Annotated in this window: 12 protein-coding genes and 1 other annotated feature; of the genes, 2 read left to right on the top strand and 10 right to left on the bottom strand. The window is 45.4% G+C overall.

Annotated elements, in window-relative coordinates:
• Positions 1 to 229 precede the first annotated feature (229 nt).
• The 4 genes from FE296_RS29930 to FE296_RS29945 all read right to left on the bottom strand — a co-directional run bounded on the left by FE296_RS29930 (position 230) and on the right by FE296_RS29945 (position 5632).
• A complete protein-coding gene (locus FE296_RS29930; protein WP_150367402.1) occupies positions 230 to 2611 on the bottom strand; it encodes a polyprenyl synthetase family protein in 2382 nt (793 codons plus the stop codon).
• Between the two features lie 188 nt (positions 2612 to 2799).
• Positions 2800 to 3597 carry a sulfite exporter TauE/SafE family protein gene (locus tag FE296_RS29935; protein ID WP_150367403.1) on the bottom strand — a complete coding sequence of 266 codons (798 nt, stop codon included), beginning with the start codon at positions 3595 to 3597 and terminating at the stop codon, positions 2800 to 2802.
• 486 nt (positions 3598 to 4083) lie between these two features.
• Complete coding sequence (locus FE296_RS29940) at positions 4084 to 4839, bottom strand: SDR family NAD(P)-dependent oxidoreductase (protein ID WP_150367404.1); 756 nt, start codon at positions 4837 to 4839, stop codon at positions 4084 to 4086.
• A 322-nt stretch (positions 4840 to 5161) separates the two neighbouring features.
• Complete coding sequence (locus FE296_RS29945; protein WP_127545763.1) at positions 5162 to 5632, bottom strand: DUF6376 family protein; 471 nt, start codon at positions 5630 to 5632, stop codon at positions 5162 to 5164.
• 141 nt (positions 5633 to 5773) lie between these two features.
• Here FE296_RS29945 and FE296_RS29950 point away from each other — a divergent pair, with 141 nt between their 5' ends.
• The gene (locus tag FE296_RS29950) at positions 5774 to 6742 is read left to right on the top strand and encodes a bile acid:sodium symporter family protein (protein ID WP_150367405.1); all 969 of its coding nucleotides are present in this window, start codon (positions 5774 to 5776) and stop codon (positions 6740 to 6742) included.
• Between the two features lie 122 nt (positions 6743 to 6864).
• On the opposite strand, the gene FE296_RS29955 is transcribed toward FE296_RS29950, so the two are convergent.
• Positions 6865 to 7716 carry an aldo/keto reductase gene (locus tag FE296_RS29955; protein ID WP_150367406.1) on the bottom strand — a complete coding sequence of 284 codons (852 nt, stop codon included), beginning with the start codon at positions 7714 to 7716 and terminating at the stop codon, positions 6865 to 6867.
• Positions 7717 to 7888: 172 nt separating this feature from the next.
• Between FE296_RS29955 and FE296_RS29960 the strand changes: the two genes are divergently transcribed.
• Positions 7889 to 8383 (top strand): MerR family transcriptional regulator, encoded by a 495-nt coding sequence (locus FE296_RS29960; RefSeq protein ID WP_124114475.1) that lies wholly within the window; start codon positions 7889 to 7891, stop codon positions 8381 to 8383.
• Positions 8384 to 8549: 166 nt separating this feature from the next.
• On the opposite strand, the gene asd is transcribed toward FE296_RS29960, so the two are convergent.
• The 5 genes from asd to FE296_RS29985 all read right to left on the bottom strand — a co-directional run bounded on the left by asd (position 8550) and on the right by FE296_RS29985 (position 13417).
• A complete protein-coding gene (gene asd, locus FE296_RS29965; protein ID WP_150367407.1) occupies positions 8550 to 9635 on the bottom strand; it encodes an aspartate-semialdehyde dehydrogenase in 1086 nt (361 codons plus the stop codon).
• A gap of 169 nt (positions 9636 to 9804) precedes the next feature.
• Positions 9805 to 10081, bottom strand: a binding site (T-box leader).
• 77 nt (positions 10082 to 10158) lie between these two features.
• A complete protein-coding gene (locus FE296_RS29970) occupies positions 10159 to 11004 on the bottom strand; it encodes a class I SAM-dependent methyltransferase (protein ID WP_150367408.1) in 846 nt (281 codons plus the stop codon).
• Positions 11005 to 11152: 148 nt separating this feature from the next.
• Positions 11153 to 12025: a UTP--glucose-1-phosphate uridylyltransferase GalU gene (galU, locus tag FE296_RS29975; RefSeq protein WP_124114471.1), complete on the bottom strand. Its 873-nt coding sequence runs from the start codon at positions 12023 to 12025 to the stop codon at positions 11153 to 11155.
• A 17-nt stretch (positions 12026 to 12042) separates the two neighbouring features.
• Positions 12043 to 12438 carry a GtrA family protein gene (locus FE296_RS29980; RefSeq protein WP_124114469.1) on the bottom strand — a complete coding sequence of 132 codons (396 nt, stop codon included), beginning with the start codon at positions 12436 to 12438 and terminating at the stop codon, positions 12043 to 12045.
• Positions 12431 to 13417, bottom strand: a complete 987-nt coding sequence (locus FE296_RS29985; RefSeq protein ID WP_150367409.1) for a glycosyltransferase family 2 protein — start codon at positions 13415 to 13417, stop codon at positions 12431 to 12433. Before FE296_RS29985 ends, FE296_RS29980 begins: the two co-directional genes overlap by 8 nt.
• Between the last annotated feature and the right edge of the window lie 111 nt (positions 13418 to 13528).

Here is a 13528-nt window from a genome sequence, read left to right on the forward strand (position 1 = left end):
GTCGAAATCTAAAGTTTTTACTGATATAAGATGTTCTACAAAAATTAGTCAGATTTAAAACAACAGTACCTGCTTAATACCCAGAATTTCAGCCGTTGAAACAAATCTTTTTAAGAGATCTGTGTCTTTCAAACCAAACAAGGCCCGGAATCCATTCATATGGAATCCCGACCTTTGTCATTATATATCATAATAAGTCATACGCAACACGGAATCGTAAATAAAAAGGTTAGCGCTCGCGACCAACAAGATAATCCAATAAATGTCTCAAGAAGGGAATAGGTTTCGGCATCTCGTTCAATGCATCAGTAGCAAGACAATAATGCTCCCACATCTCTTTTTTCGCGCCTTCATCACCAAGAATGGACACAAAGGTTGAATTGTTGTTCCGCTCATCCTGACCTGAAGGTTTCCCAAGAATGAGGTGATTTCCCTCGAAATCCAGCAAGTCGTCCTTGATCTGGAAGGCGATCCCCGCATGATAAGCGAACTTTTTCAGCGTAGCCATCTCCGGTTCCTTCACTTGGGCAAGTATCGCTGGCATGACCAGAGCAGCTTCGAAGGCAATGCCTGTTTTGTAAAAACAGATCATGTTCAACTGCTCAAGCGTCAGTGCCTTACCTTTGGAGTTCAGATCCATGGCCTGCCCCATACACATATCCTCTGCTTTTTCAGCCGAATACTGAATGAGCGTGAGCACGGTTGCCGCATCAAAGCGATTCAATGAGGATTGCTCTCCAATCGCCTTCTGAATGAGAAACAGACCCGTAAGCTCTGCTGTGGCGCTATTGTGTACCTGGTGCAGCGTGGATCGTCCACGTCTTGTCGAAGCATTATCCTGCGTAGGCAGATCATCAAAGATCAGGGAAGCGGTATGCATGTACTCCAATGATCTTAGCAGCGGAACGATGGATGACTCAGGTAGACCATACTCGCGCACGCCCATAACCCAAGTTAATATCGGACGTAGCCTTTTTCCGTCTCCCTGCAAGCTGTAGTTAGCTGCATCGATCAGTGTTTCTTTCATCTCATGAAGGCCACCGGGCTTGGCAATCTGCAACTCCACATTAATCTGTTCGCGAACCGTTCGAATGGTTTGTTTGAACTCCTCTTTCTCCTGCTTGTCATTTTTCAATTGAAGCACGACCTGATCCCGTAACAATTTATCAAGGAAATCAACGTCATCTGCTTTTCGCACCATCTGTTGAACCAGTTGATTGAATTCAGGCTGCCCAGAGGCAAAGATCGTCATCACTTCATCATATTTCTGCTGCCCCAACCGTTCTTTACAACGCTTCAGACCGTTAATGGCACGATCCAGTATGACCTCGCGGGTCTTGGCATCCGAGTTATATACATCATGGATTAAATGAGAGATGACTGCCCAATACAATTCATATGGATTAATCAAGTCAGGACGCAAATCTCGATACTTCAAATAGTACGTATACGGAGTTACTGCCCCTTTTTCCATATCGTCAAACATATCGGCAAAATCATCGGCCAACTGATTATATATCCCGTAATAGAACGTCCGCAGATCAAATCCTTCATCCACTGGTGCACTGAGAACAGACCGGACAATTAATCGGGAAGAAGAAGATTTGATAATAATCGGAATGTACAATTCTTCATTGGTATAATTCGCATTGGCTAATTTCTTGTTGCGATCGATCTCCTGGGACTGAAAGAACACATAGGATTGCTCTAAAAACGTGCGCTGTTTCTCTGGATGCTGGTAGTTCTTGATGTACTCAAATGCTTCCCGAAGCTCGGAATGTACATATTCAATTACTTCAAGGTTGCTGCCTTTCCAATCCCCCAGATCAGGGACGACCCCGGTAAGAAGTGCATCGCGTATCATCAGGGAATATTGTTCTTTTTCCTGAACAGTCAATGCTTGAGAATCCAGCAGATCATCCACAAATGGATACGTCAAACCGTACGAATAACCAAGTCGAATCGCCGCATCAAATCTCCGGGCACGTTCTTCAGGTGGCGTCTGCTCATTCATCTCATCGTCCACATGAAGGACCACGCCGAGAATGATCTTGATGAGCTTCCGCTGCGCCTGCTCTGCATCCAGCTCCTTCGGGATGTTGAATGCTACATTCTTTAATTTGTTCATCACCCAGATGACAGCTGCTTCAATGTGCTCCTTCTGTCCCCACCGGTACAACGCAGTCAGACTGATATAATCGGGCTGTCCCTTGCGCCCAGTGGCAGAGCCCATAAAGTATTTTTTGGTATTCTGGACAATGTGCTGAATTCGGGCCTGCGTATCCGGAGAATCAAGGGCTTGCCCCAAATCCCGCATATAAATATAGGAGATACTCCGATCCAGGTAATCATCCAGTTTTCCTGTAGCATTCAGCCAATGGATATATCTATGAACATCCCGGGGATCCGGTTTTCTTTTGCTAGGTGATAAAAGAGAAAGCCATGCAAAACGATGAATATGTTTTTTTTGCCATACATGAATATCTTGGGTAAGTGCTGTCGTATACGTATTATCCATAAGCTGCTTATGAAGAGAAGTAAAATACTGAGATGCTTTCTGCTCAGCTAGCCGATATCCTGCATCAGCCTGTTCTGTAAGTACGTTATTCATAGGGTGGATACCTCAAATTCTATTAATGTTAAACATGTATCCATGAAAATGAGATGAGGTGCTCCATGGACGAAAACTGAACTCATTTGATCGTGTATCCAACGCTTCAGCTCATGTTCATAACCTTTATACGGCGATCCAACCGTTTGGTTACGAAATCGTCATTGTTCATTCCCATATATGTGATTTTACAGAATGGATGACCAGACTTTGACCGCTGTGATGGCGATAAGTACGATTAATGCATATCGAAGTACCCTCACATTGATCATCGAACTAACCCGTGAACCAAGGGATGCCCCGAGCAAACTGCCGATCACCGTATAGATGATGGGTTCCATCGGAATGTCTCCACCCGTAATTTTCCCTATAACGCCGCCAATAGCGGAGATAAATACAATCGCCAGTGAAGAAGCAATCGTCGTTCGTACGGGGATGTTGAGAATCGTCAGCATGATGGGAATAAGGATAAAGGCACCACCCGCACCAACAATTCCTGATACAATGCCTACTGCAAAAGCTGTGCCTGCTGCAATCCATCGATTAAACACCAGTGGTGCTGAGGTATCAAGCTTTCCTTTTCCGGGAATCAGCATAAGCACAATTGCCAGAATTGCCAGGATGCCATAGATCAGATTAATAACCCTTCCGTCCAGATGACCGGAGATGAACCCGCCAATCAGACTGCCAGCAAGAATGCTGGAGCCCATGTACAGCACCAAACCGCGGTGAACGATCGCCCCACCACTTCTACCCGTCTTTAATTTTCTGCGGAATGCAACCACACCGGCAAGTGAAGCGAAAAACACTTGAAACATACTGATCGAAGATACCTGATGTGCTGAGAATGGCTCCAGTCCCACCCAGGATGGAACATATAACAGCAGCGGATAATTGATAATGGCCCCACCAATACCCAACAAACCGGAGAAGAATGAACCGACCAGACCCAGTATAAACATGATGACAAAAAGCAGAAGATCCATCGGTTATGCGCTTCCTTTCGTGCAATATAAATCTCATTTCGATATCACTTAAAAGTGCTATACACAGCGAATATTATCGGTTATAATTAAAACCAAGTAAATTAATCCGAAATGAGTGATTAAGCATGTTTAACGTGTTGAAGACTCTTTTTGAAAATAAATGTCCACAGTGCAACGAAAAATTACAAGTTCATAACGATGCGTTATGTTCGACCAAAACCTGTTCTCAATGTCATTACAAAGAAGAGAGTTATGGCTCTCTCGGAGTTCGAATTGTATATGACACCACAAAATGATAAATAGCTATAGTCTTGTTAATTGTATCACGATCTCTGAAATTTCGGGATGATTCGACAAACTTATTTCCATCTCACATGCTACGATTACTTTATAATGAAAATACAAAAACGGTGCAAAACGAATAAATCGTTCTGCACCGTTTTTTTCTGTTTTTTGAGATGAGTTGCCTTGATTATAAAAGGGTACTTATTTGGTTTTGAAGCTGAGGAATCCATCATCTACGGCTACGGTTGTACCGTTCATTGCGCTTGCTGCATCACTGAACAGGAATGTAACCACACTGGCTACTTTCTCCGGTTGAATAAGCTCTCCACGCATATGTTGAGTAGCAAGCGCATCCTTCATGGCTTGGTCATCACCCAGAATCGGTGTTTCGATAAAGCCAGGTGCTACACCAACTACACGAATTCCATGCTCAGCAAGTTCCAATGCACCGGATTTGGACATCATAACAACAGCAGCCTTGGCTGCGTTGTAGTTGAAGCTGCCTACTGCAGCAACACTTCCATAGATCGAAGCTGTATTTACAATAGTACCTTGTACATTTAATTCAACCATTTTTTTCGCGCCATAGTACATACCGTAGTATACACTGTGCTGATCTACATCAATGACTCTGTGATAGGATTCCGGGTCCATCTCCAGAAATGGCTTCACAAGCCCAATGCCTGCGTTATTGAAAATACCGCTTAACGTACCATATTGCTCTACGGTCCAGTCGATCAGGGCTTTGACCTCGTCCCCTTTGGATACATCCACTTTGTACGCGCCCGCTGTTCCGCCTGCTGCTTCAATCTCTGCCGCAAGCTTCTTCGCTCCGTCTTCATTATAGTCAGCGACCACAATAGTCGCACCTTGATCCGAAAGTTGAAGTGCTGTCTCTTTACCAATACCACTTGCTCCACCTGTAATAATGATTACTTTTCCATTGTGCTCCGTCATGACTCCGTTCTCCTTTGGCAAAATATATTTAGGTGCAGTTCTAAACTTATAGTAAGTAACTATACTTTATTAACTTGTATACTTATCATACGCCTCTGTCCCAACCTTGTCAAACCATAGATCATCTTCACATAAATATGAGATAAATGTCATATACATCTCCTATTTACATGATATAGTCTAGCTCCTGTGATATTAAATATGCATCCGTTTTCGGAAAATAAAAAAGCGAGCATAACGGTAATTCAATCATTCCGATATCTCGCCCTTCTCAAGTATTCGATTACAAACTGATTGTCTAAGGTGCTAAGATCAATTCAACTTATTCACCCTGAAGTCCGCTAAGCGGATCTTTCAAATTATTGATGTTGGTGATCAGTTCAGGAATGCCTGTCTTCTCCCAATTTTCTGCCGTAAAACCTTGCTCTGCAATTGTATTCTCGAAATTGTCCACGACTTCTGTTAATTGAGTATTATAGCTGACCAGATTCTCATGAATGCTCTCTCCTATTGCAGGAGCAGTCAACTGAGAAAATTCGCTTGCTTCTGCTTGGATCAGATCGATTTTCTCCTGAATCTGCGTTGTAATCTCCGGATTATTCACCGCACCCGATGCGAGCTCTTGCAGATCAGCCCCAGCGTTTGATACCTGTTCTATATAATCAGTAGCCCCACTCACATAATTTAAACTTTGATTAGCTTGTTCCACGACAGAACAGGCCGAAATCAAAAGAATACTTGATGCAATAAGGCCTGTCATCATTAATGTGTGCTTTCTTTTTCTTATAAACATGATCATCTCCCCTTCTCCTAATCGGAATCCTTGTTCCAAGTCTATGATACCTGTTCAGACTGCTGCATTGCAAATGGGTCTGCAGCCAACGTTATTAACATGTATAATAGTAAAATCACACGGTAAAGGGATGTCATGATTATGCTTCAAGCCTTGAACCAACGCTTGAACCGCATCATGCCACTGATTACCCCAATCAGTATTATTATTGGCGTGTTATGCGGGAGTTTTCTTTCTTCTTATACCTTTTTATCCCCTTGGCTTTTTGCGTTCATGACGTTCGCTGGAAGTATCAGTCTTGGGATACGGGATTTTGTGAACGTGCTGAAAAAGCCGTTTCCCTTGTTTGTATGTCTGTTTATTTTGCATTTGGCGATGCCTCTAATTGCTCTTGGTATGGGTCATCTGGTTTTCCCTACAGATGCGTACACCATAACCGGACTTGTTCTGGCAGCCGTGATTCCGACAGGAATAAGCAGCTTCATCTGGGTCAGCATCTATCGGGGCAATATCGCACTTACACTTTCCATCATCCTGATTGATACCATGCTTGCTCCTTTCGTAGTGCCCGGGGTGTTATCCCTGTTAATCGGCACCAGTGTTACACTGGACATGGCAGCCATGATGAGCAGTCTGTTCTGGATGATTGTGGTGCCGTCCCTGCTCGGTATGCTGCTGAATGAGTGGACCAAAGGCGCCATTGTCCCGGTCTGGGGACCAAGGTTGAATCCGTTGTCCAAATTGTTCATGGCATCAGTCGTCGCGATTAACGGATCTGTCGTTGCGCCCTACTTGGCTGATTTCAACTGGAAGTTGGCTGGTCTTGCGGTCATCATTATTTTCCTGGCATCATTCGGTTATGCGCTAAGTTACTTCATCGCCCGATTGCTGGGCTGGAACGAGGCCGATCAGGTCGCTCTGGTGTTCAATGGAGGCATGCGTAATATCAGCGCAGGTGCAGTATTGGCTGTTTCTTATTTTCCGCCACCTGTTGCTGTCCCGGTCGTGCTTGGCATGGTATTTCAACAGATGCTTGCTTCACTGACAGGTTATCTGCTCGGTCGTCGCTCTCAGCTTCTGCATAAGTCAGATAAGACATCTGCGGCCTAACAAAATACTGGATGATTAAAAAACGCCGACATGATTGTCGGCGTTTTGATTTGTGTTGCTATGATTACTAACATGGCTGTGATACTGATACGCTTCGTAAACCTAGTCATTCATTTCTGTTTTTACAAATCCACTTTCATATTACCTAGCATCTTGGCAACTTCAGGGTCGTCAATCTTCATGAATAGACTTTCCTTGGTGTCCAGCGTGGAAATGGTTGCAATCTCTTCCTGGCTTAGTACAAAGTCGAAAATATCGAAGTTCTCGATAAGCCGCTCTTTGCGTACTGATTTTGGAATAACAACAACATCCCGCTGCACCAGCCAGCGCAGTACAACCTGGGCGACGGATTTGTTATGTTTCTCAGCAATGGAAACCAGGACTTCGTTGCTGAACAAATTGTTGCGACCTTCGGCGAACGGGGACCATGACTGGTGCTGTATCCCCTGTTCTTTCATGAAAACAGCGCTGTCGACCTGCTGTTGAAACGGATGAGTTTCGATCTGATTGATGACAGGCACAACTTCGTTGTGGACGATGAGGTCCATCAGGCGGTCAGGTAGGAAGTTACTGACACCGATAGCCCTGATCTTGCCCTCACGGTATAGTTTTTCCATCGCACGCCATGCGCCGTAGTAATCACCAAACGGCATGTGAATGAGGTACATATCCAGATAATCGAGCTGCAGCTTACTTAACGATTTGGCAAACGCCCGCTTGGCACTTTCGTATCCTGCATCCTGAATCCAAAGCTTGGTCGTGATGAACAGTTCTTCCCGCGGTATGCCACTGCGTTTAATTGCACGTCCAACCGCTTCTTCGTTCAGATATCCGGCGGCGGTATCAATCAGGCGGTATCCGGCCTTCAATGCTTCATATACCGTATTCTCGCATTCATCCGCATCGGGAACTTGATAGACACCAAAGCCGATGATCGGCATTTTCACTCCATTATTTAAGGTTACCGTTTGCATATTAACTCCTCCTAAGGTTCAAATGTGAATCGCAACCGGCTACGTATGCCGGAATCCTGCAACTAAGCGGGATTCCACTTCCGTCCGACTTGCGTTACAATAACCCTAGCTCCTTCGTGTTACACGAAGTCAAGCACTCTAATATATTTTTTCACAAGGAGGATTACATATTATGTATACGGTTCAGGATGCTGCACAGCTTACGGGACTCACAGAGCACGCGGTACGCTTTTACACGGATAAGGGCTTGATTCCGAGCATTCAACGCAATAAAAATAACATTCGGGTGTTTGATGAAGAATCCATCAACTGGCTGCACGGCGTCAAATGCCTTAAACAGACAGGCTTACCGATTGAAAACATTAAAACGTACGTCGATCTCTGTCTTGAAGGAGATTCAACCGTTGCACAACGATTCGCACTTATGATGGAGTACAAGGAATCAGCGCTGATTCAGCTTGAAGAAGCCAAGAGCCGTGTTGCTCATTTGGAAGAGAAAGCACGTCAATATCAGGCCATTTTGGAGCAACGCATCCCGGATATGACCAATCCTATTAATTGGGAAACCAAACGCGACGAAGAAGGTAGCTGTCCGGCTTCTCGGCTAAAGAGTCGTATTCTTCCTGAAACCAAAGCTTCGAGTCAGTGCCCGGCATCTGCGCAGTAAATAACGCTGACAATCCTGTCGGCGTTTTTCACTTTACATATTTCATACCACTCCATGACTCCACTCCGTTTTCCGATATAGCCCACAAAAAAAACCATCAACAAGTGATGGTTTTCATCTAATCATTCTTTGCAAAAATCTGTTGCTGTTCATGATACTTTGATGCTTATTTCGGCTGGATATATCCTTCAGCTTTAAGCAGTTCTGCGATCAGAACCGCACCACCTGCCGCTCCGCGGAGCGTGTTGTGGGACAATCCAACGAATTTGTAATCATAGAGTGAATCTTCGCGCAGTCTGCCTGTGGAGACACCCATTCCGCGTTCGATATCACGATCCAGTTTCGTCTGTGGTCTGTTCTCTTCTTCAAAATACGTAATGAATTGTTTTGGTGCACTTGGCAGAGCCAGTTCCTGCGGACGACCTTTGAACTGCAACCAACGCTCCAGAATTTCGTCTTTGCTTGGTTTTTTCTCAAAGTTCACAAACACGGTAGCCAGATGTCCATCCGTTACCGGTACACGAATACATTGTGTTGTAATTAATGGTGCAGAAGCTTTGACGATCTGATTGTTCTCGATGCTGCCCCAGATCCGAAGTGGTTCCTGCTCACTCTTCTCTTCCTCGCCACCGATGTATGGAATGACATTATCAAGCATATCTGGCCAGTCCGTAAAGTTTTTACCCGCTCCCGAGATTGCTTGATACGTGGAAGCAACGACCTGAGTCGGGTTGAATTCACGCAAGGCGTGCAATGCCGGCACATAGCTCTGAATTGAGCAGTTTGGTTTTACGGCAATGAATCCTGTTTTCGTACCCAGACGTTTGCGTTGAGCTTCAATCACGTGCAGATGCCCCGGGTTAATCTCAGGGATTACCATTGGTACATCTGCCGTCCAGCGGTGAGCCGAGTTATTGGATACGACAGGTGTTCCTGTTTTGGCATAAGCCTCTTCGAGCGCTTGAATCTCATTCTTTTTCATATCAACCGCGCAGAAAATAAAATCAACCTGGCTGGCAAAAGCTTCGACCTGCGAAGCATCCTGAACCACGATTTTCTTCACAGCTTCCGGAATAGGAACTGCGAGTTTCCATCTGCCTTGTACGGATTCTTCATATGTTCTACCTGCCGAATTGGCGCTTGCAGAAATAGCTGTTACTTCAAACCATGGATGTTGATCGAGCAGGTCCACAAAACGCTGACCTACCATTCCCGTTCCACCGACGATACCAACTTTCAATTTTGCTGACATTCAATCATCATTTCCTTTCGGTTTAAGTGATTCTTCTCTTTGATCCATTTCATAACTCACCAAAAACGTATTATGAAATTGACTTCCTAATTAACACTATTCAGGCAATTCCAAAGCGTGTAGTCACAGCCCCGAAAAAACCAAAAAATCCCATCCCCAAGACAATAGTCTCAGGGACGAGATTGAACTCTCGTGGTACCACCCAGATTCGCCAATATGTCACCATATCCGCCTCTTCAAGTAAAGGTTACACAACCATGTTGCTGGCTGTAGACCGTTCATACTCTAGCTCTATAACAGGAGCTCCTGTCACACCATCCCTTATGTCAAGTTCCGATGTGCTGCTCTGAGTCTTTATTCAATAAAAAGTTCTTTACTCCTTTTCAGCTGCCGGAGCTCTCTTTGAAAGAATGATTTTTATCTACTCGTCTCTTCGTCGCATTTGATATTGCGATTATAATATCAAAATTACCGTGATGAAGTAAACACATTTTTTTAGATCATGGAATTTATTCGTATTTCCTTACCGTTTGTTGGCAACCATTGCATACGTTCGAAGTGGACTCCCAGGCCCCGAGGCATGATGTGTCCTAAGTAATTTTAGTTCGGAAAGAAGAAGTGTTTTTACTTTGTCCGGGATCGGAAGCAGTTTCAATTCCACAGGCGCTTCGGCCAGTGTCATTTCGGTTTCCCAGCGACCGTCCTGCAGCTCGGGAGAATGGATCGAAGTCTCTTCCTTAATCGTCCAGCCTGCCGCAGAGACAAGCTCTTGGATGTCCTCCGGTGTAAAGAGCGTCCGCACATTGGAGAAGCTGTTCTCCTTGTAACATTCGACCTGGGATTGAATTAGAACGGATAACCAATGTGAGAGCTGGCTCACATCTGTAACTCGTGCATCCCATTCTGCAAAACATAACTGATGCCCCCACGTCCTAACCTTGCTAAGAATCTGGGCGAGTTCGTCAAACGATTTCAAGTACCAAGAACAATGGGAAAGTACGATAATATCAAACTCATTCTCAGAGAATTGAACTTGATCACTTAGAATGTCGAAATCATAATCCATTCGAATTCGATCACCCAGTGGAGAACTCCTCAGCTTGGCTGCCGCTTCGCCTACCGTCAGTGGTGCGCCATAATCCTCAGGTGCAATATCTACACCATGAACGTACCCATGTTCCCCCACCAGATGTGCAAGCACGGCCGTTGTATCTCCCTGACCACAACCGATTTCCAGAACGCGGCTGCCTTCCTGTATCCCCCAGAAGAGTCCCAGTTTCATCCGATGCTCAGTCTGAATGTACTGAATAGCGGCGTTGTCCTCCACGTCCATATACTTAATAAGGTCCCTGATGATAGATTCATTCATGATTCCTCACCCCTCAAAGAGCAACTTAAACTTCTTGCTCATTGTAGCGTTACAGGCAGAATTGTACAATGTTAGAATCTTGACAGAACCATGGCACGAAGGAGAACCCGTCCTACAGCAGATATAAACCTCTGCTACATATCAATCACTATGCCCACTGGGTTGCAAGCTTCTGAAGATAGGTTGTCAGCATGGGCTGTAATTCCTTGCGCATCAGTCCGATCTCCAAGATCGCCTGTATATATCCGAATTGATCACCAATATCGTAGCGGCGCCCCGCCAGTTCAAGGGCCAACAGTTCCTCCACCTGACTCACTTCTTTCAAGGCATCCGTTAACTGATATTCCCCTCCAGCCCCTCTCTCGATCTGATCCAGAATGGGAAAGATAGAAGGTTTCAATATGTATCGTCCCATTACAGCTGTACGGGATGGCGCTTCCGCAAGAGAAGGTTTTTCGACCAGATTGGTGACCCGGTGAACCCGGTCCTCAGCACCATTCGAATCAATAATGCCATATTTGCTCACATTTGCCGCGTCTACCTGACGGACACCAATGATCTGGTTGCCTGTCTTTTCATGGAGATGAACCATCTGTGCAAGTGCAGGCGGATCAGACACCATAATGTCATCTCCGAGCAGTACAGCGAAGGGATCATCTCCTACAAATTGCCGTGCACACCCAATCGCATGCCCCAGACCCAGCGGTTCCTTTTGACGAATAAAATGAATATTGGCCATCTCGCTGATGGCCTGCACCTCTTCCAGTAAAGACTGTTTGCCCTTGGCATATAAAGAATGTTCAAGTTCAACCGATTTATCAAAATGGTCCTCTATGGATTTTTTGTTGCGTCCAGTCACAATGAGGATATTCTCAATGCCTGATTGCACTGCTTCTTCAACAATGTATTGGATGGCCGGTTTGTCTACAATCGGTAACATCTCTTTGGGCTGTGCTTTGGTCGCTGGCAGGAACCGGGTTCCGAGACCCGCTGCCGGAATAACTGCTTTTTTAATTCGCATTTCATCATACACTCCTTTCATATGTTAGTTGTACGAAACACCCAATATCTGCTGGCCATATAGTTCAGAACCATCCCCATCAAGGTCGCCAGGATCTTGCTCATCACAAGACTCCAACCCAGCACATCGTGCAAAGTCATCAGAATGAGGGCGGATAACGCGAGAACGATAAGATTGGTGATTAGAAAACGAATAAGTTTTGTTCTATCGCCACCTCCTCGTGCCGTATCTCGAAAAGTCCACCTGCCGTTCAGCCAATAACTGTTCGCAACACCGCAGCTGTACGAGATTACCTGGGCAATCAGAACCGGCACACCGACCACTGCGAGTATAGCAAACACCAACGCATCCACTACCGTATTCGCAACACCTACAATACCGAACTTGAAGAGTGTCACCAGACGCTTAGTCATGATGAGCAACTCGGGCTGTCAATCGGGATTGTGCTTGCTGGCTCTCGGCCTGCACCACATCTCTCACAATGTATAGCGGACGCGCCTTGGTCTCATCATAGATTCGGCCAACGTACTCGCCCAGAATGCCCAGCATGATCAAGATGAATCCGTTAAACATCAGCATGATACTCACAATGGATGGCCATCCTTTAATCGTTGAATCTGTAAAGATAGCCGAACCAATAACTGTTAACATGTAGATGAATCCGCCTACTGAAAGGATCGCGCCTACATATCCTGCAAGCTTGAGCGGTTTATGCGAAAATGACGTAATGCCATCCAGGCTCAGCTTCAGCATGCGTTTCAGCGGATATTTTGTTTCGCCTGCCAGACGTTCATCGCGTTCATATTCAATCGCAGTCTGACGAAAGCCGACCCAACTGACCAACCCGCGCACGAACCGGTTTTTCTCCGGAAGACGTTTCATCTCATCACATACTTTGCGATCAATCAGGCGAAAATCTCCGGTGTCTACCGGGATATCCGTATCGGTTGAGGCACGAAGGACACGATAGAACAGACTTGCCGACCATTTCTTGAAGCGTGTTTCCCCGCTTCGTCTGGTGCGACGTGCATATACGACTTCATAGCCCTCTTTCCATTTGGCAATCATATCCAGTATGAGTTCGGGAGGGTCCTGCAGATCCGCATCAATAATAACCACCGCATCCCCCACTGCGTAATCCATGCCCGCTGTTATTGCAATCTGATGTCCGAAGTTACGGGCAAAATCAATTAGTTTTACACTCTCGTCCCAACGGGCGTAATCACGGATCATCTGTGCACTTCGATCCATGCTGCCATCATTGACAAACAACAGTTCATAGCTCTCTCCTGTGCTGCCCATGACCTTCTTCAGACGCCGATAAGTCTCCTCAATCACCGCTTCCTCGTTATACATGGGAATAATAATACTGTATCGGTACGCGTGAGCCATGTTTGTCCCCTCCCTTTTCCAATGGACTTCGTTCGAGATTTTCACTCTATATAAATTGAACTAGAGAATATTTACACTGCACACTTCGATGACAGAACAACCTTCCAATCG

Origin of the sequence: Paenibacillus sp. UASWS1643, from assembly GCF_008693195.1 — a bacterium.
GTDB lineage: Bacteria > Bacillota > Bacilli > Paenibacillales > Paenibacillaceae > Paenibacillus > Paenibacillus amylolyticus_B.

What these genes read in the sequence shown, in the direction of transcription:
- FE296_RS29955 (WP_150367406.1), bottom strand. Translation starts at nt 7,716, where the DNA reads ATGCAAACGGTAACCTTAAATAATGGAGTGAAAATGCCGATCATCGGC.
- FE296_RS29980 (WP_124114469.1), bottom strand. Translation starts at nt 12,438, where the DNA reads ATGACTAAGCGTCTGGTGACACTCTTCAAGTTCGGTATTGTAGGTGTT.
- FE296_RS29950 (WP_150367405.1), top strand. Translation starts at nt 5,774, where the DNA reads ATGCTTCAAGCCTTGAACCAACGCTTGAACCGCATCATGCCACTGATT.
- FE296_RS29935 (WP_150367403.1), bottom strand. Translation starts at nt 3,597, where the DNA reads ATGGATCTTCTGCTTTTTGTCATCATGTTTATACTGGGTCTGGTCGGT.
- FE296_RS29930 (WP_150367402.1), bottom strand. Translation starts at nt 2,611, where the DNA reads ATGAATAACGTACTTACAGAACAGGCTGATGCAGGATATCGGCTAGCT.
- asd (WP_150367407.1), bottom strand. Translation starts at nt 9,635, where the DNA reads ATGTCAGCAAAATTGAAAGTTGGTATCGTCGGTGGAACGGGAATGGTA.
- galU (WP_124114471.1), bottom strand. Translation starts at nt 12,025, where the DNA reads ATGCGAATTAAAAAAGCAGTTATTCCGGCAGCGGGTCTCGGAACCCGG.
- FE296_RS29970 (WP_150367408.1), bottom strand. Translation starts at nt 11,004, where the DNA reads ATGAATGAATCTATCATCAGGGACCTTATTAAGTATATGGACGTGGAG.
- FE296_RS29985 (WP_150367409.1), bottom strand. Translation starts at nt 13,417, where the DNA reads ATGGCTCACGCGTACCGATACAGTATTATTATTCCCATGTATAACGAG.
- FE296_RS29960 (WP_124114475.1), top strand. Translation starts at nt 7,889, where the DNA reads ATGTATACGGTTCAGGATGCTGCACAGCTTACGGGACTCACAGAGCAC.
- FE296_RS29945 (WP_127545763.1), bottom strand. Translation starts at nt 5,632, where the DNA reads ATGTTTATAAGAAAAAGAAAGCACACATTAATGATGACAGGCCTTATT.
- FE296_RS29940 (WP_150367404.1), bottom strand. Translation starts at nt 4,839, where the DNA reads ATGACGGAGCACAATGGAAAAGTAATCATTATTACAGGTGGAGCAAGT.